This is a genomic window from Parasphingomonas caseinilytica (genome assembly GCF_036663755.1).
In the GTDB taxonomy this organism is placed as follows: Bacteria; Pseudomonadota; Alphaproteobacteria; order Sphingomonadales; family Sphingomonadaceae; genus Sphingomonas.
This window is the reverse complement of record NZ_JAXOJL010000005.1, coordinates 225,930-243,082: the sequence shown is the minus strand read 5'-3', so window position 1 is coordinate 243,082 and position 17,153 is coordinate 225,930. Positions and strand designations below refer to the sequence as shown.

General features: G+C 57.3%; 15 protein-coding genes. 11 read left to right on the top strand and 4 right to left on the bottom strand.

Annotated features, from left to right (window positions below):
- The first annotated feature begins 129 nt into the window (after window positions 1-129).
- From U1738_RS12805 to U1738_RS12755, 11 genes are all read left to right on the top strand, one after another.
- Window positions 130-894, top strand: coding sequence for a hypothetical protein (locus U1738_RS12805; protein WP_332789426.1), 765 nt, complete (start codon window positions 130-132; stop codon window positions 892-894).
- A gap of 12 nt (window positions 895-906) precedes the next feature.
- Window positions 907-2,019 carry a phage capsid family protein gene (locus tag U1738_RS12800; RefSeq protein ID WP_332789425.1) on the top strand — a complete coding sequence of 371 codons (1,113 nt, stop codon included), beginning with the start codon at window positions 907-909 and terminating at the stop codon, window positions 2,017-2,019.
- Between the two features lie 439 nt (window positions 2,020-2,458).
- A complete protein-coding gene (locus tag U1738_RS12795) occupies window positions 2,459-3,031 on the top strand; it encodes a hypothetical protein (protein WP_332789424.1) in 573 nt (190 codons plus the stop codon).
- Entirely contained in the window at window positions 3,031-4,377 is a 1,347-nt protein-coding gene (locus U1738_RS12790; RefSeq protein ID WP_332789423.1) for a packaged DNA stabilization protein, read from the top strand. The genes U1738_RS12795 and U1738_RS12790 overlap by 1 nt, the downstream gene beginning before the upstream one ends.
- On the top strand, window positions 4,377-5,015 hold the full coding sequence (locus U1738_RS12785) for a hypothetical protein (protein ID WP_332789422.1): 639 nt from the start codon (window positions 4,377-4,379) through the stop codon (window positions 5,013-5,015). Before U1738_RS12790 ends, U1738_RS12785 begins: the two co-directional genes overlap by 1 nt.
- Entirely contained in the window at window positions 5,012-5,530 is a 519-nt protein-coding gene (locus tag U1738_RS12780; RefSeq protein WP_332789421.1) for a GNAT family N-acetyltransferase, read from the top strand. Before U1738_RS12785 ends, U1738_RS12780 begins: the two co-directional genes overlap by 4 nt.
- A 156-nt stretch (window positions 5,531-5,686) precedes the next feature.
- Complete coding sequence (locus U1738_RS12775; RefSeq protein WP_332789420.1) at window positions 5,687-6,391, top strand: hypothetical protein; 705 nt, start codon at window positions 5,687-5,689, stop codon at window positions 6,389-6,391.
- Window positions 6,392-6,394: 3 nt separating this feature from the next.
- On the top strand, window positions 6,395-8,113 hold the full coding sequence (locus U1738_RS12770) for a hypothetical protein (protein ID WP_332789419.1): 1,719 nt from the start codon (window positions 6,395-6,397) through the stop codon (window positions 8,111-8,113).
- A complete protein-coding gene (locus tag U1738_RS12765; protein ID WP_332789418.1) occupies window positions 8,113-10,629 on the top strand; it encodes a hypothetical protein in 2,517 nt (838 codons plus the stop codon). The genes U1738_RS12770 and U1738_RS12765 overlap by 1 nt, the downstream gene beginning before the upstream one ends.
- Complete coding sequence (locus U1738_RS12760; protein WP_332789417.1) at window positions 10,629-11,162, top strand: hypothetical protein; 534 nt, start codon at window positions 10,629-10,631, stop codon at window positions 11,160-11,162. The genes U1738_RS12765 and U1738_RS12760 overlap by 1 nt, the downstream gene beginning before the upstream one ends.
- Window positions 11,163-11,265: 103 nt before the next feature.
- Window positions 11,266-11,571 (top strand): hypothetical protein, encoded by a 306-nt coding sequence (locus tag U1738_RS12755; RefSeq protein ID WP_332789416.1) that lies wholly within the window; start codon window positions 11,266-11,268, stop codon window positions 11,569-11,571.
- Window positions 11,572-12,372: 801 nt separating this feature from the next.
- Here U1738_RS12755 and U1738_RS12750 read toward each other — a convergent pair.
- The 4 genes from U1738_RS12750 to U1738_RS12735 all read right to left on the bottom strand — a co-directional run bounded on the left by U1738_RS12750 (window position 12,373) and on the right by U1738_RS12735 (window position 17,001).
- Window positions 12,373-13,302, bottom strand: coding sequence for a DUF2971 domain-containing protein (locus U1738_RS12750; RefSeq protein WP_332789415.1), 930 nt, complete (start codon window positions 13,300-13,302; stop codon window positions 12,373-12,375).
- Between the two features lie 450 nt (window positions 13,303-13,752).
- The gene (locus U1738_RS12745; RefSeq protein WP_332789414.1) at window positions 13,753-14,031 is read right to left on the bottom strand and encodes an SWIB/MDM2 domain-containing protein; all 279 of its coding nucleotides are present in this window, start codon (window positions 14,029-14,031) and stop codon (window positions 13,753-13,755) included.
- 40 nt (window positions 14,032-14,071) lie between these two features.
- On the bottom strand, window positions 14,072-14,275 hold the full coding sequence (locus U1738_RS12740) for a hypervirulence associated TUDOR domain-containing protein (protein WP_332789413.1): 204 nt from the start codon (window positions 14,273-14,275) through the stop codon (window positions 14,072-14,074).
- Window positions 14,276-14,382: 107 nt separating this feature from the next.
- Window positions 14,383-17,001, bottom strand: coding sequence for a TonB-dependent receptor (locus tag U1738_RS12735; RefSeq protein WP_332789412.1), 2,619 nt, complete (start codon window positions 16,999-17,001; stop codon window positions 14,383-14,385).
- Window positions 17,002-17,153 lie beyond the last annotated feature (152 nt).

Sequence of the window (17,153 nt, the reverse complement as noted above, 5' to 3'; positions counted from 1 at the left end):
CCAAGGGCGCTTTCGGACGCTGCACACCGCGTGTGTGGCCGGTCTTTCGAGCCGTGATCGAAGATGAGTCGCCGTCATATTCAAACGGGCGTTTCGCAAGAGCCACGCGTCAGATGGTTGAGGTAAGTTATGGATAAGCAGTTGGATGATTTCTTCACTTCGAGTGAACCAATCCCCGAAACCGAAACGGAAGTTGAGACCCAAGAGGTTGAGACGAACGAACCGGTAGAAACTACGGAAGCAGAGACGGAAGTTGAAGCAGTAGTGGAAGCAGAACCCAAGACAGCAGAGCCAAAGATGGTTCCATTGTCGGTAGTTCATGCAGAACGGGACCGGGCACGAGAGGCACGAGATGCTCTTGCAACGGCAAACGCCCGTCTCGCTGAATATGAAGCGAAGCAGGCCAACAGGTCCATCCCTGATCCTTACGATGATCCCACGGGCTTCGCCGAATACCAACAGAAGTTTGTATCGCAGCAAGTCGCCGAACAGATTGCACAACAGAACTTCCACCAGTCTCGCGAGCGAGCTTTGACCGAATATGGTCAAGAGTTCATCGATGAATTGGCAGATTGGGGCGGACAGGTCGATGCGACCGATCCAACCTTTGCAGTTCGAATGTTGGCGCAGGCTGATCCGGTCAAATGGGTAATCGAGCAAAAGAAACGCGCCGATATGCTCGCAGAACTCGATACCGATCCGGACGCTTATGTCCGCAAACGCGCCGCAGAACTCGGGCTGACAACCTCCGCAGTCGAAGGATTGCCGGTTGCAATACAACCCACGGCCCCGAAAGCCCTTGGTCCGAAATCATTAGTAGCTGCGAAATCTCGTGAAACTGCCAGTGCAACGCCAACCAAGGAGGATGCTTTCGACGCCATTTTTAAGAAATAACATAAGGAAAACATGGCTTCATTTAAACTGGTATCTGCTAACGAAAAACAGGTTTGGTCCGCAGAATACACCTCTGAATATGTCCGCGAAAGCGGCCTACTGCCTTACATGGGCACGACTTCGAACTCGATTATCCGCGTTACGAAGGAACTACAAGACAAGAGTGGCGCAACGATCCACCTTCCTTACTTCGCTAAGCTCAGCGGTCCCGGTGTTACCGGTGGCACTCAGCTTATGGGTGCGGAAGAGAATCTAAAAAACTATTCGACGGTGGTCCGCACGACCCTTCGTCGTAACGGCGTGAAGATTCAGGAGAGTGAAACCTACAAGACGGAACTGGATGTCGCTAACGCGGCTCGCTCTTCCTTGCTGAATGACTCGTCTGAGAAACTCCGTAATGATCTGCTCATCGCTGGTCAGTCGGTTGTTATCGCTGGTGGCCTCGATACCGATGGCAACCCTCTCGAAGACACCTACAAGGCATTTGTCAACGCTTCGGCTGCGGAAAAGAATGCTTGGTTGGTCGCCAATACGGATCGCATCCTTTGCGGCAATGTCCGTGCGAACACCTCTTCGGGCGTTCTCTCTACTTCGCTGGGCAACATCACGGCGGCTCAGAAGCTCTCGGCTGGCGTGTTGAACATGGCCAAGACGATGGCAAAGAAGTCCAACCCGTTCAAGATCACACCTTACAAGACCGACGCGACTGCTGGTCGTGAGTGGTATGTTCTGGCGTGCGATTCGGAAGGCTTCCGCGATGTCAGCACCGACGCAACGATCTATGCTGCAAACCAGCATGCTCGCGCCAAGGATGTCGATACCAACCCGATCTTCCAGTCCGGTGATCTGATCTATAACGGCATCATCATCCGTGAGATTCCGGAACTGGTTGAAGCTGGTCTTGTAGGTGCCTCCGGTGCCCGCGTTGGTCACGCTCTCCTGATGGGTCAGAACGCTATCGCTCTGGCATATTCGAAGATGGCCGAACCCCGCACTCAGGTATGGGATTACGGCATGGAATCGAATGTCGCTATCGTTGAAGTTCGCGGTCAGTCGAAGATGAGCGCGGCTGGTGTTCAGACTGGAATGGTCAGCATCTTCCACGCTTCGGCATTGGACGCTTAATCCATCAAACTAAAAGAGACGGCTTCCTTCGGGAGGCCGTCTTTTTTGTGGCTATCTGATTTTTGAGCGTAGCCAATCGCTGAGACCTACCGCAAAAATGCCTATTGATACGGACATAACGGCAAGAATGGACCGTAGAAATGAATAGAACTGCTCGGTGTTAGCGTTCGCCAAGCCCATTAGCTTCGCTTGCTCATTCGGCGTAAGAGCTTTGTTTTTAATTATTTCGAGCATGACATCTGACGGGTGGTCCCCTCCGACATATCTTCCCACGACCACAGTTGCGATAGCACCGATAATTGCGGCGACCACGGGTATCACGCCGTAAAGAAAAACTCGCTCACGCTTCGACTGTTCCAACTATCGCCCCCCTCATTATCGTCATTTAACAAACCACGATCCGGAAACCTTGGATAGCCCCCATCAGGCTAAATACCTGATGAACACACTCGACTTAATTTCTCGCGCTCTTCGCCGGATTGGCGTCCTTCGTGCAGGCTCGATCCCCAACGATACCGACGCCAACGATGCGCTCCAAGTCCTCTCCGGCCTCTATCTTCGCCTTATCTCCGAAGGCGCGTTCGGCACCCTCCGCGATGTAGTCCCGACGACCGATTACACGGCTGGCGAAAATGAGCGCGTAATCCGCAGCAACGGCATGGTCGGCGCGATAACGCTTCCCGACACCATCCGAGATTGTGGCCGGGATCGTCCCCCGTTGGACGGATCGTTGGTCATCATCTCCGACGCCTTCACCGCTGAAACGGAATCTTGGCTCTACGACGGCGCGGTCAAAAATTGGGTGCTGCTTACAGAGCTAACCCTGACGACCGAGGCACCGATGAGCAACCGTGACCCCATCGGTCTCGTCTGCTCGTTGGCCGTCGAGTTGGCCGATGAATATGGCCAGCAGGCCAGCGACATCATCCGCATGAACTCGGCCCGGTTCCACATGGGAATCACGCATAACTGGTCAAATCCGGAGTCCGTCCAGCGCGGGGTCTATTTCTAATGCCCGCCGTTCCGCTGGGGCTGCAAAGCTATGACCGTAAGCGAGGAGAACAGCCTGAAACGCGCCTTGTAAATCTATATCTCGAAACCGACGAAAGCGGTGCCAGCCCGGATGAGACCTACCGTTTGCAGAGGCCGGGTCTCGTGTCGCTGGCAGATTTCCCCGGACCAATTCGCGGGATTTACCAGAGCGATAATGTCCTATCCAGTCTCACGGTCGTAGTGTCTGGCGGCGAAGTCTACACCACGGATGGCGCGAATATCACGCTGGTCGGACCCATCACCGACGATGGCGATCTGGTCACGATTGCCGCGACCTTCGAGCGCGTTGGCATCTGTTCGGGTGGCCAGTTTTGGTCATTCGACGGGGACACGCTGGTCCAGATTCCGCTCCCCGACGATCAAAACATTGTCGATCTGGATGTCCTCAATTCCTATTTTTTGGTCGGGCTATCCGATGGCCGGTTCTTTTGGTTGGAGCCGGGTTCCGACACCTTCGACGCGCTGAACTTTGCGACCGCAGAAAGCTTGCCGGATGGCATTACGGCGGTTCGCCGGTTGAAAGATGACATGTTCCTCTTCGGCTCGCGCTCGATTGAGGTTTGGCAGTCTACCGGCGATGCGGATGCTACATTCCAGCGCGCCCCCGGTCGTCTCATGGATCGCGGCGCAATGTCGCGTGATTGCGTGTGTCTCTTCGACAATAGCGTCTTATTCGTTGGCGACGATGCCATTGTCTATCGTCTCAGCGATACTCCGCAGCGCATCAGCACTTTCGGCATCGAAGAGAAAATCCGTCGCCGATCTGATCTCTGCACCGCGTTCGTTTTCACCTCCGAAGGCCACAAGTTCTACTGTCTCCGTATCCCGTCCGTGGGCACCTTCGCCTATGACGCGGCGACCAAGATTTGGTGCGAGTTCTCCACCCTTGGCCAAACCGTTTGGCTCCCCGTCGTGGCCATGGACACCAACGCTGGTCCGCTGTGCGCCGGGGCGAACGGGAAGCTCTACCGGCTCGACCCGGACGCCGTAACCGATGACGGGGTAACGATTGAACGGCTCGTAACCGGCACCATCGCCGTGCCCGCCATTCCGGTTCGCAATACCAGTTTCGCGTTAGGCGTAGGCTGTGAAGCTCCGGCGATCTTCAAGATGCGCTACCGTGATGAGCGCGATGCGGATTGGTCTCCGGCCATCATGCTCGATGCCAGAACCGGGTCCGATATCCTCAATGCCTATCGGCTCGGAGCCACGAAAGGCCCGTCCAGAACCTTCGAAATCTCCACGATCAGTCCGACGAACATCCGCATCTCGGGTGCGCTGGCCAATGAAAGCTGGTCCGTCTGATGAGCGTGAAGTTTCTCAAAATCGCCCGGATGATCGCCGGAAATAAGATCGTTGATCCCGACACCGGCAATCCGACGACCGCATTCTTGCGCGCTCAAAACGACAGCTATGCCAACCTCGAATCCACCATCAATTCGATCAAGCAACAGACGGACGATATCCAATTCTCGCTGCAACAGGCCGGGATCGCAATCACCAACGCGGCGGAGGCAAAGGCGATTGCGCTCCAACAGGGTAAAGAAGCCAGTCTCGTGGCCAGCTATGTTTCACCTGATGGCGTTTTAAGTTCGGCGGTCGATAGCGTCGATAGCTCCAAGGCCATGATCATGATCGCGGACCATACGCGGAAATATGGGGACGGTTCATCGGTGGCCGTTACCGGAGCAGCCCTCCACGGCCTCGACCTCGCGTCTTTCTATTACATCACCTACACGGATGCCGCTCGCACGGGCGGTGTCGTTACCTATATCTACACCACTGACTACCTCCAAGCGGGGCAGGGGATGGACCGCCATCTTGTCGGTTCTGTCGCTGCGCCGAATGCTGATGCCTCGCCAACCGATCCTCCGATCAGCGGCGGCGGCACCCGGCCCCCCGGTGTTGGCGGACCTCGTGAAGAGCCAACGGCGATCCCATGAGAAGCTACGACCCATCGGCCTTGAACACGCTGGCCAACCATCCTGACACCGTTCGTTGGCTGTTATGGAATCCCGCCGATCATCCCGAAACGGAGGGCTTCCTTTTGCTGGATAATCTGTTCGAAGACGAACGCTTCATCATCCTGCACAACGGCGACCGCGATTTGACCATGGAGGATGTAATGGCTGGCGCTCCGCTCCCTTCGCTGGCGCTGATCTTCGAATGGAGCGCCCCCGGCGTGTTCGAGGTTCACACCATGAGCCATCCTCACGCACGCGGCGGTAATCTCGTGGACGAAATGAAAGGCCTTCTGCATGAAATGTTCACGGAGTGGGATGCGGACCTAATATGGGGACAGGTTTCAGCGGATAACCCCCGTGCTTTGAAGTTCTTCCCAAAGATCGGCGGTGTCTCGTGCGGCATCGGGCACCATCATGTTGCTGGCGATGTCGAGTATTTTCGTAATTCGCGAGCAAGATGGTTAGCGGACCACTGGATAAAAAATATTTCATGATCGCTTGGTCGCAAGTTGCTTGCAACAATTTTGAAGCATTATATTTGGGGGTCGTTCCGGTGCCAATCTCTCAGACCCGCGACTTGGTGCCGGAACACCAGCCCAAGTAATCAACGCGCCAGCATAAATACCTCATGAAAATGAGGTTTTATTAATATGCCAGTCGCACTTGTAGGCGCGGGTATCGCCGCAGCCGGTAGCGTCGCAGGCGGCGTTGCATCAGGGAAGGGCGCGAAGAGCGCGGCTCAAATCCAAGCCAATTCCGCCAATCAGCAGCTTGCTCTTCAAAAATCAATTTACGACCAGAACGCAAGTCGGTTTGGAACTGATATTGAGTCTGGCGATGCCGCGTCTGGCCGCATCAATGATCTATTGGGACTATCGGGCAATAAGGTCGATGCCAGCGCCCTCCTGCATAATACTCCCGGATATCAGTGGAGAGTCGATGAAGCCCTAAAAGGCGTCAACAGCAACGCTTACGCGTCTGGACAGGGCAACTCCGGCGCTACGCTCAAAGCCTTGCAGCGACAGGCAATGAATGTCGCGGACGGCACTTTTAATACATATGTCGATCAGGTTGGGACCGTAGCTAATCGCGGTAGCGCCGCAAAAGGCGCGCTGGCCGGGGTCTCCACTAACTATGCAAATGCCAGCAATGCCATCTCGCAGAACGCTGCGGATTCGGCGGCTGGCTATCAAATGTTCAAAGGCCAGAACATCAGCAACACAGTGTCTGGCCTCTTGAAGGCTGGCGGACAGGCGTTCGGCTCTTCGTATGGGTCCACCCCTCAACATACCCTTGGCGGATCGCCAATCGATCCAACTCTTTGGAATAATCTGCGCAAAGGAAACGGTATCTGATAAATGGCTTTTGATTTCTCAACTTATCTTCGTAGCGGCGCAGCCGCTAACACGCTTGGCGATAGCTTCCGTGAAGGGCAGGATATTGCTCGCGCGGATGCCGATGCACAGCGCAAGATTGCTCAACAGGCGCAGGCTCAGCGCGATCAGCAGGCGGCTCGCACCGGGATCGCGGCGGCTCTATCGACCGGCGATTACAGCAAGGCGGCGGCACAGGCGGCACTTTACGGCGACGACAAATCGGCAAGCGTGCTGGCCGGATTGGGCAAAGATCGTTTCGACCGTGGCGCGAAGAATACGACGGCGCTGGCGAACATCACCAACGCGGTCGGTTCGCTTCCCTACGGACAGCGCCGCGCGGCAATCATCAGCGCGAAGCCCCTTCTGGTGCAGCAGGGGTTGGATGGCGCGGCCATCGACGCGTTCGACCCGACCGATGACAACATCCGCGCGCTTGGTCATGTCGATTATAGCTACGGCCAGTCCGTAGACGATGGCATTAAACAGCAGGGCGCGAACACGGCGGAGTTCTCCGCACAGACTGGCCGGATCGCGGCTGAACAGCCGGTTGTGGTCGGCGGATCACTCGTCACCCGTAGCGGCCAAGAGGTGTTCCGTTCGCCTCAATATATCAATTCGCCGGTCGGAAATAATGTCATCGAAGTTGGCGGCAAAACCGCTGATGGCTACACCAGCCGAACCAATCTCGCTCCCGGTTCCGTTACGGCTGAACAGCTTTACCGCAACGCCATTGAACCCCAAGAATCTGGCGGACGGGCGGGGGCCATCGGTCCACAGACTCGCTATGGTCGCGCGCAAGGTGCCAGCCAAATGCTCCCGGCGACGGCGGCATCTATGGCGCAAAAGCTCAACATCCCGTGGCGTCCCGATCTCATGACCGCGACCAGCCCGGAAGGGTTGGATTACCAGCGCAAGCTCGGCATCGCCTACACACAGACGGCCTTGGACGCGACGGGTGGTGATCCGAAGGCGGCTGCGGCATATTATCACGGCGGACCAGATACCCGCATCCACGGTCCAAAAACCGAAGCTTATGCTAATCAGGTAATGTCTCGCCTCGGCTCGGTCGTGAATCCGCAGGATACCAGCCGCCAGACGAAAGTTATTCAGCAGGGCGTTCCCGCAGCCGGTGCCGCGAAGACCAAGGATGCCGCGAAGGATCGCGCAGCCGTTCTAAACGGCCTTTCCAGCACGGACATCGCCATCCGTTCGGCCAACGATCTGCTCACCCATCCGGGTCTCAATGCCGCCGTTGGCTCCGGCTTTGACCCGGCCAGCTTCGGCAAGATCAACCCCGTTACCGGCCAGCCTTTCGCTGGCACAAACGCGGCAAACTTCCGCGCGCGTCTCGACACTTTCAAGGCGCAGACATTCTTGCCGCAGGTTCAGGCGTTGAAGGGCATGGGCGCTCTTTCGGACGCCGAAGGCAAAAAGCTCACCGATGCCGTTGGCGCGCTCAACCCGAACATGTCGGAAGATGAGTTCAAATCGTCGCTCCGGGTCATCATCGGCGATCTGCAATCCGCTCGCAAGCGAGCCTCCGGGCTGCTTCGAGCCGCTCCAACGGCTGCGGCTCCCGCTGGCGGAGCATTATCGATCCCGGCAGGTGCTGCGGCAAAGCTCCGCGCTAACCCGGCGCTGCGAGATGCGTTTGAGGTGAAATATGGCGTTGGCTCGGCGGCACAGGTCTTGGGTCGATAATGGCCAATTTCTTCGATTCCATCATCGCCAAGCGCAATCGCGCCTTGCTGCAACCGCTCGTGGCACCGATTGAGGCGGCTGATGCTCGCGTCTACGGCAACGCCCCGGCGAATGTCGCAGCCGATCAGATGGCGGACGCGCAGGCCGATGCACAGCCTATGGCTCAGCAGCAGGCTCCGGCTCCAGAACCCGTGCACGAAGCCAACCCCTTCGATGAGTTCGATGCTCCCGCGCCCGCTCATCATGCGGCACCGGCACAAATCCAAGCTCCCGCGCCAGTCGCACCGATTGAACCCGGCCCCGCACCAACTCCGGCTCCCGTCGATTGGGAAGCCAACATGCAGGTCCATGGCGACCAGAAAGCCACGGTCTCGGAAGCCGATCAGCAGCTAAATGCCGACATCGCCATGTTGATCAATAACGGCGCGACGAAGGAACAGATCGGCGCTCGTCTGGCGAAAGATGGCAAGGGCCTCGATACGCTGTCCGGTCTCGATGAGGCTCTTGCATGGCGTGCCCATAATAAAGGGACGATCCAAGTTGGTCTCCGCACCAATGTCGATAAGGCACCGGTTGAATATCACGGCCCCGACAAAGGCAAGTTTGATGCGGTCGTCACTGGCGCACTCGATGCCGCCTCTCTCGGTTCGGCAGATGAAGTTGGCGCTGGCGTTGACGCCTTGGGCAACTCCATCGGCAACATTGTCGGGCTTGGCGATGGCCAGTCGATTGGCGACCGCTACGCACAGACCCGCGATGAGAACCGCACACAGTTGAAGGATGCCAGCTACTATAATCCCGGTAGCTATCTCGGCGGACAGGTCATCGGATCGCTCGCCACGCTACCCATTGGTGGTGAAGCCGCATTGGGTCGGACGGCCCTCCAAACGGCTGCTCGTGCCGGTGCCGAAGGTGCCGCTTACGGTGGCGTCTATGGATTCAACTCCGCTGATGGCGGCGTTGCGGATCGTCTCGAAGCCGGTGCCAAAGGTGCCGCGTTGGGTGCGGGTCTCGGTTCCGTCATAGGTGGCGTTACTGGCCGTATCGGCGAACGCATCGCGGCCAATCGTGCAAATCCTTCCGAAGCTCGCCAGCTTCTCAATGCAGCCGATAACCTCAACGCTGGTGTTCCTCGGAACGAACAAATCCGCCCGGTCATCGGCCACACCAGCAATGGCGGTATCGGATCGACCCTCACGGCAACCGGCGAAGGCCTTCTTATTCCGGGCCATGTCGGCGGTATCCAACGCGCTACTCGTGCCGTGGAAGAGAATTCTGGCCTTGCCCGCGACCGTATCGCCAACAATGCGGCTGGCGGTGTTGCGGAAGACCTCAATGCCGTGGCTGCAAGGCAGGCCAATCCGCATTCGCCCGGATCGCTTGCAGCTTATGAGTCGGAATCCCGCCTCGCCAGCGACCATCTCTATCAGCAGGCTGCGGACGCGGCTGGCAATGTCCAGCTATCGACGCCTCGAACGATTCAGGCAATCGACCGAAAGCTTGCGCAATGGGATGCCGTTCCGGGCGGTGTCGCCGGGTCTCAGGCGCTTCGCGATCTCCGCGATAATCTCAGCCGTGGCACCTTCTCCGTGGACGGTCTTCGCCGTCTCCGGACCAGCTTTGGCGATTCCATCGACAGCGGCAACCGCACCGTCCGTGAAGCCGCGAATTCGCTCTGGCCGCGCTTGTCGGAAGACATCAGCGGCGGATTGTCCCGAAACGGTCTCGGGGACGCTGCACGCCTCTATCGCCAAGCCGATCAGAATTATGCGGCTCGTGGCCAGAACCTCGAATCGATTAGAACGATCTTGGGCGACGGCATGCACAGCGCCGACACCGTGGCGGACAATATTGCCCGCATGAGCCGCACCGATTATGGCCAGCTTGCACGGTCGATCTCGGTCCTTCCAGCCGATCAACAGGCATCCGTTCGTGGCGCGATCATCAACAATCTTGGCCGCGCTCTGCCCTCCAAACAGGATTTGACGGGCGAGTCATTCAGCCTTGAAACCTTCCTCACCAATTGGGGCCGGGACAAGTTCAGCAACGAAGCCAAAGCCGCGATCCTCCCTCCACAGACCGTCCGCGATCTTGATAACCTCGCCCGTGTGGCTTCGGCCAATCGGGCATTGCGAGGGAAGGGCAACGCTTCACGCTCCGGCTACACGGTCGGCAACATCGCCGAACTCGGAGCCGTGGGGGTGGGCGGTCTGCTCAGTTTACCGGTTATCGGTGCGTTCGGCGGCGGCAAGTTGCTCGCCAGCCCCGGCGTTGCCCGCGCTTTGGTCAATCTGTCCGAGAACCGTGGCATCGAAATCGTGGCGAAGCGGTTGTCAGAAGCAGCCCGTCGCAACCCGGCGATGGCTCAGAATATCACCGGCCTTCGCGATGCGCTGGTCTCCGGCAAAGTGCCTGATCATCCCGTCACGATTGATGGACGCCCAAAGGTCGATCCCGTCGCGGCTGCTCCGGCACCGGAACCCAACCCCTTCGATGAGTTCGATGAGGTGCAATGATGCATCAGACCCTCGCTCAAAAGGCGCTCCATATCGCGACCACATCGCCATTCCCGGTTTCATTCGACGGTAGCGGGACGCTTTTTTGGTTCGCTTTATTCTCCCTCACGGTCATTCCGGCGCTGGCGATCATGCTTGGCGGTATGCTGGCCACTCACCTCTTTGAAGACCGCCACTTTGGCGTTGATGTCGCTGCGGCTTTGCGAGCGTTCGTTCTGGCCGTCTGTGTGACCGCCACGATGCGATGCATCCCAGAAGTGGCCTATATGATCTCTTATAGTGAAGCCGCCCCGGCGACCTTGCAGACGATCCTATCGGTTAAGCGAGTCTTCGATTCCGTGTCGCTGGTGCCGGTCTTGTTCTGGATGGCCACCTTCTGGGTCTATTACCCTGAAATCCTCTTGCGCCTCCGTTCGCCGACATCAGTGGTCTGGCAAGATCACAAGTTGGCCAGCCTTAAACGATTCATTTCAGTGGTTATTTTGGCTGCGGCGCTGGCCGGAAGCGTCACGCTCGGCATCGCATTCCGATAAATACTCCGTGATCAACTACCCTGCCAGCGTCGGCCTCGTTGTAAGCGCCGCTGCATCCGGGGCCACGATGACAGCCGTTCCTCATTCCCCCATCGGTTGGGTGATGCCGATCTTTTGCGCCTGCTTCGCGGCGCTGATCGTCCGGGGGATTACGATCTCGACGCCATCGAAGCGCAAGAAAGTGTGGATGTTCGAGCTACTCGTTACCGCGTTGAGCGTGCTGCTAACCGGCGTGATCGTCGCCGACAAAGGGCTGGGGATCATGAATGCCACGCTGGCCGGGATCGCAATCGGATCGCTTGGCGTGGGCGTCATCGGGATCGCGAAAAGCGCCGGGGTAACGATGATCAAGAATCTGGCGCGGTCGATCTTGTCCGCCACGCCTCCGGACGATGACCCGAAGTCGTAATAAGTCGCTGGCTTTTAATCTGGCTTTTTGACCGTCCCGTCAAAATGCCGCTTGCTGTAAACAACCGCTTAAGCGTATCAATCAGAACAGTAGGAAGGGACAGGGCTGGCACCCAAGACTTGCGCGATGCGCTGCTAAGCACGCAACCGCTGAGCCTCTTGCGAGACCCTTCCTACTATTCCCCCGCTATTGCGGGATGATGGGTTCGAAACCGAACCCATCACCAGACTGTGTGGTGATTCGCTGAAAGGTGCAACCCGGTAAATGCCAGATTAGGGACTCGGTTCGTCGCTCATACGAGTCAGTTCGTGGCAGAGATTCAAACAGTTCATGCATAAGGTGCCGCTCAAAGCTGGCCTCCAAGAAACGCAAGGGTTGAGCGACGATATCGAAATATATTTTCTGGCCGATCCGGACATTAGTTTCATACGCGCTGGTCCTAACCGTAGCGTTTCGCGACCGCCTTTACTGTCCCGCATCTTCATGACGATATCGCACGAAATCCGCTCCCGGCCAGCCTATGATTCCCGACCTGATTACCGATTTACCTAAAATCACCAAAAAACGCCTCAAAACCGTGGGTAAACGGATGTTTCCTAAACCGTAGGCCGCGTGTTCGAATCTCGCCGGGGACACCAATTTGTCAAAATTATTGATTGGGCACTGTGTAACTAACTTTTCTTAAATGCAGCGGGAAGCGCGAAAGCTATAGCAGCGACACACTCGCCGCATCCCGGTTCAGCGGATATGGCATCGGAGATGGTTTTAAAGCTAAGGCTAAGACACTTAGCGGCCGATGCTTTAGTCCTTTCCGCGTCCGATCCGATTTAGGCCTTCGTAATAGTTATCAAGCAATCCATAGTGATCGAGCATTCGCAAAGGATTGCCTTGGGCTGCGCTCAGCATTTGAGCCTCAGTTATGCTGCACCAAGCGCAAAGTTCATTTTTATCATCTATAGGCTCCGAACACGATTTGCATACCTTGTCTGCCGCTAAAATTCCAATACCATTGAATAATGCACGAGATCCATCAATTGACGCTAGAAATGGCTGACCCATTGATTTACCTATAATAGATTCGAACCATATAAGTGATGTCTCTTTAGCAATTTTCTTAGTTTGCTCAACAGTTTTAGCGTCTGCGTTATTTCCAACGATTATTGCTGAACAGCAATTGACCGGAATATGTAAAATCTGGTTTCCCGAGATGTTCTCGCAACGCCCTTCCTGTTCCAGAAGTCGACATTCTTGTTCGTAACCCCATGAAATGTCTTTAGAAAAGTAGGCCGTAGACATAACGGCTTGTTGTAAAAAGTATGCATGTCTTGGCTTTTTGGTTCCAACAGCCATTTGCAAATGATTGGCAATAACTTCGCTCGGTTCGCTTCTGTAGCACACATCCTTGATTATCAATTTTTCAAATTCAACCTTGAGTGATTCAACGTCAAATTCGACAACAAAACCAGAATGATTGTTGGCATAATGCGCCCACATCGGAGTGACAATGGGAGATTTGGAAAAACAAGACGTTGGGTGCTGCGGAATTTCTTGTACAATTTCGCGGTATGCCGCCAGCATCGATGATGGAACACTGAGATCAACGCCCAGAAATAGTTCATAAGGATCATTGTAATCCTTAGGCAGTGAGCACTTAATGCTACAAAATCCGTATTTTGAAAAAACCAATCCTAAGACAGATGGAGAAAAATACTTATATATCTTGCTGCTCATTGGTAGTCCTTGAATCTTAATCATACTCAGTGAGCTGCATGATAGGCATTAGAGGAACGGCTGGCTAGCACCAGATATTAAGCGAGCAGCAAAAATGAAGTGCTGGAGTTGTGGATCGAATTGGCATGGAAGATGTCTTTCAAATTCTGCGTTCGGTGTAGCTGGTGGCACTCGCGGTTAACGGCGTAGAGATTGGTCGTTTGGCGAACATGGGAAGGTTCGTTCCACCTAGCGGCGTTGCCTCGCTGCGATTTATACTTTCGCTTCGCCTAGGTCGGATTGTATTTTTGCGTGCCGGACTGGTCACGAAGGCCATTTCGTGACTTCGGATTCGCTTCTGTTTACGACGGACTCTTAAAATTTCCGAGTAACCGAAAAAGGCCCGGACAGCGATGCTGCCGGGCCTGTTCCGTGCCTGTGCGGCAAGCGCGGGCGGGGCCGCGCCGGCTTTTACGCCTTGAGGTGTGCCGCGATGTACTTGTTCATCTCGAACATCGTGCACTTGTCGCGACCGAAGACCTTGTTCAGCTTCTCGTCTGCAAGAATTTCACGCTTGTTTTCCGGGTTCTGGAGGTTGTGCTTCTTGATGTACTCCCAGACCTTGGAGATCACTTCGCTGCGCGGCAGCTTGTCGTTGCCGACGATCGCACCGAGCTCGGGCGACGGCTGGACGGGGGCATGGATGCCGCCGGTCTTGGGGGCCGCGGCCGCAGTTGGGGTCTTCGCCATAAATTGTCCTTCCTGATGTGCCGTTCAAGCCGACATCGATTCACGCCTTCGTCAGCGCGCCCTCCTTGTGCGCCGCCTTTCCGCCGTTGTCACTCCTTACAATAAACTGCGGATCATCCTTTGTGGCGGCGACCTTGTGGCCCTTGATGCTGGTGGGGCTGGTCTGCTTCTTCTCGACATGGCCGTGCGCGGTGCCGCCATGCGATTTCCAGGTGACTTCGTCGCCCTTCTTCAGGTTGCTCATGTTTGCTCTCCTCGAAGTAACAGCGCAGGAGCGGCCAGTTGGTTGCAAGAAAAAGGCCCCCGGCGGATCGCCGGAGGCCCAGGAGGTCCAAGTATTGGGGCCTTGGATCAGAACGACTTGCGGATCGTCATGCCATAGGTGCGCGGCTGGTTGGGATAGCCGCTATAGCTGCCGTCCTGCGCCACGGTCGGGAAGGTGGAGATCAGGAAATTGTCCTGCGTGAGGTTGCGGACGAAGCCCATGACCTCAAGCTTTGCCTTCACGAAGGTGACGCCGATGCTGGCATTGACGATGTTCTGCCCATAGGTCGACAGTTCCGGCGGGGTCGTGTCGGTCAGCTGGAACTTGCTGGTATAGTCATATTCGCCACGCAGATAGGCGTTGATGCCTTCGGAAAGATCGTGGCTCAGCGTAGCCGAGGTGGAGACGCTCCACTTCGGAATGCCGGCCGGAACCGTACCGGTCAGATCGCGGAAGTTGGGGCGCAGGCCGGTCAGCGGATTGATCGGGCAACGCACCGTATCGTAATTGACGCAGGCCGCGCCGGTGAAGGAATCGAACTTCGGATCGAGATAGGTCGCCGCCGCGGTGAACGACAGGAACGAGATGGGGCGGTAGGCCGCATCGACCTCGAAGCCCTTGACCGATTCCTTGCCGGCATTGACCAGACTGTAGCCGAGGCCGGTAAAGGCGTTGGACTGGAAGCCCTTGATCGTCTGCTTGAACACCGCGAGGTTGAAATAGCCGCCGGTGAATTTCGCTTTCAGGCCAGCTTCGTAGACCGTGACGTTTTCCGGAGCGGCCGAACGACCGACACCGTTTGCGTCTGGCGGACGGCTGTCCGAGGACAGATTGTACGCGCCGGCCTTCCAGCCGGTCGAATAGCTGGCATAGGCGTTGACGAAGCCGAAGTCGTAGGCGGCACGGGCCGCATACGTGACCTTGTCGCCCTTAAGGACGCCGGATTCATTGGCGTTCGGGAAGTTGACCGGCGCGTGATTGCTGGTGTTGGCGTAGAAGAACTGTGCGCCGTTCAGTGCGAACGGGTTGGTTCCGGCGCGCGATGCCGGGCAGGGGGCGGAGCCGGGGCCGGGCAGGCGTGAGCCGAGCGACGATCCGAACAGGTTCACCGGCACGGTGGCGCCGGGCACATAGCCCTTCTGCAACAGGCACCCCGCCACGCCTGCGGGCAATGCAGCGAAGGGGACGAAGCCGAAGCGCGGAATGTTCTCGAGGTTGAGCAGCGAGAACTGGTCGGTCACGGTGACGTCCGATTGCGCCGCCTTGCGATCGTTGAGGTAGGACAGGCCACCGGTCAGGGTCAGGCGATCGGTGACCTTGTAATCGGCCTGGCCGAAGATCGAGAACGAGCGCTGCTTGAGCTTGTAATTGTCCGTGATGCCCTGGCCCGGCGCGAAGTACGTTCCAGTCGGCAGGCCCTGCAGTCCTTCGAGCAACGGCAGCAGCCCGCCGGTCAGGCCATTCAGATAGGCACGGGCATCGGCACCGAAGGCAATCTGCCGACCCGTATCCAGCTTCTCGTCCTGATAGAAGGCGCCCAGCAACCAGGAAAATGGTCCGGTACCGTCGGACGCGAGGCGAACTTCCTGCGTGAACGTCTTGATCTCGTTCGCGGTCTTGTTGTTCGAAATGTCCGCCGCGGTGAAATCGATGTCCTGCTGCGACTGGTTCACCTGATTACGATACGCGGTGATCGAGGTCAGCTTGGCGAATCCGACATCCCAATCGGCCTGTGCCGAAATGCCCTCGCCGCGCACCCGGTTGCTGGGGTTCGTGTTGAAGATGACGTTGCGGTCAAACACCGCCGCCGGGTTGCCGATGTTCTTGCCGACGCCGCCGGCCGAAACCGGTGCGCCGATCAACTGCGTCGCCGGACCGTTGAGGATCGTCAGGACGCCGCAGCAGCGTTCCTTGATCAGGTTATAGTCGGCGATCACGCGCAGCGAGAAATCGGACGACGGCTGCCACAGGATGTCGCCGCGGATCGAGCGCCGGTTGCGATCGTTGACGTCCGACCCGGTGGTGATGTTCTTGAAATAGCCGTCGCGCTGGTTGACGCTGCCCGACAGGCGAATGGCGATCGTATCGCTGAGCGGCCCGGTGACCGTGGCGCGCGCCTGCATCTGATGCAGATTGCCGTAGGTGATCTCGGCCTTGCCACCCAGTTCGAACGACGGCTTCTTGGTGACGATGCTGATCGCACCGGCCGACACGTTCTTGCCGAACAAGGTGGATTGCGGACCGCGCAGCACTTCGACGCGCTCGATCTCGGGCAGATCGTCCAGGCCGGCGGCGGAGCGCGAGCGATAGACGCCGTCGATGAACACGCCGACCGAGCTTTCGATGCCGTCATTGCCGTTGCCGTTGCCGAAGCCGCGAATGATGAAGTTGGTCTGGCCGACGGCGTTGAGCTGCGCGACCTTGAGCGAGGGGACGACCGATTGGAGATCGATCAGATCGCGGATCTGCGCGCGCTCGATCGTCGCCTGCGAGGTGACGGAGACGGAGATCGGCACGTCCTGCAGCGTCTGTTCGCGCTTGGTGGCGGTGACGATGATCTCTTCGTCCTGGCCATTGTCCGGCGCGCTCGATGCGCTGGTGCGCGGCGGATCGGCGGGTACGGACGGCGTGTTGGTCTGCGCGACCGCCGGCATCGAGATGACCAGGGCCAGCGCGGATGCGGCGAACAATTCGAATTTCTTCATGATTTCCCTCTCCTGTCCTCGCTGACGATCTTAGGGGTCGTCTTGCGAAATCTGTCTCTCGACACCACAGACGTAGACCCCGTCGGAAAGCGCCGTCAATGGCCTAATCCCACGCAAAACTGCGGGCTTGCGCCGCCGTTGCCCAAATGAGA

Excerpts from the sequence above, each read along its gene's own strand:
- U1738_RS12740 (WP_332789413.1), bottom strand. The coding sequence starts at position 14,275 with ATGAGCAACCTGAAGAAGGGCGACGAAGTCACCTGGAAATCGCATGGC.
- U1738_RS12745 (WP_332789414.1), bottom strand. The coding sequence starts at position 14,031 with ATGGCGAAGACCCCAACTGCGGCCGCGGCCCCCAAGACCGGCGGCATC.
- U1738_RS12795 (WP_332789424.1), top strand. The coding sequence starts at position 2,459 with ATGAACACACTCGACTTAATTTCTCGCGCTCTTCGCCGGATTGGCGTC.
- U1738_RS12805 (WP_332789426.1), top strand. The coding sequence starts at position 130 with ATGGATAAGCAGTTGGATGATTTCTTCACTTCGAGTGAACCAATCCCC.
- U1738_RS12780 (WP_332789421.1), top strand. The coding sequence starts at position 5,012 with ATGAGAAGCTACGACCCATCGGCCTTGAACACGCTGGCCAACCATCCT.
- U1738_RS12760 (WP_332789417.1), top strand. The coding sequence starts at position 10,629 with ATGCATCAGACCCTCGCTCAAAAGGCGCTCCATATCGCGACCACATCG.
- U1738_RS12785 (WP_332789422.1), top strand. The coding sequence starts at position 4,377 with ATGAGCGTGAAGTTTCTCAAAATCGCCCGGATGATCGCCGGAAATAAG.
- U1738_RS12790 (WP_332789423.1), top strand. The coding sequence starts at position 3,031 with ATGCCCGCCGTTCCGCTGGGGCTGCAAAGCTATGACCGTAAGCGAGGA.
- U1738_RS12755 (WP_332789416.1), top strand. The coding sequence starts at position 11,266 with ATGCCGATCTTTTGCGCCTGCTTCGCGGCGCTGATCGTCCGGGGGATT.
- U1738_RS12770 (WP_332789419.1), top strand. The coding sequence starts at position 6,395 with ATGGCTTTTGATTTCTCAACTTATCTTCGTAGCGGCGCAGCCGCTAAC.
- U1738_RS12735 (WP_332789412.1), bottom strand. The coding sequence starts at position 17,001 with ATGAAGAAATTCGAATTGTTCGCCGCATCCGCGCTGGCCCTGGTCATC.
- U1738_RS12750 (WP_332789415.1), bottom strand. The coding sequence starts at position 13,302 with ATGAGCAGCAAGATATATAAGTATTTTTCTCCATCTGTCTTAGGATTG.
- U1738_RS12765 (WP_332789418.1), top strand. The coding sequence starts at position 8,113 with ATGGCCAATTTCTTCGATTCCATCATCGCCAAGCGCAATCGCGCCTTG.
- U1738_RS12775 (WP_332789420.1), top strand. The coding sequence starts at position 5,687 with ATGCCAGTCGCACTTGTAGGCGCGGGTATCGCCGCAGCCGGTAGCGTC.
- U1738_RS12800 (WP_332789425.1), top strand. The coding sequence starts at position 907 with ATGGCTTCATTTAAACTGGTATCTGCTAACGAAAAACAGGTTTGGTCC.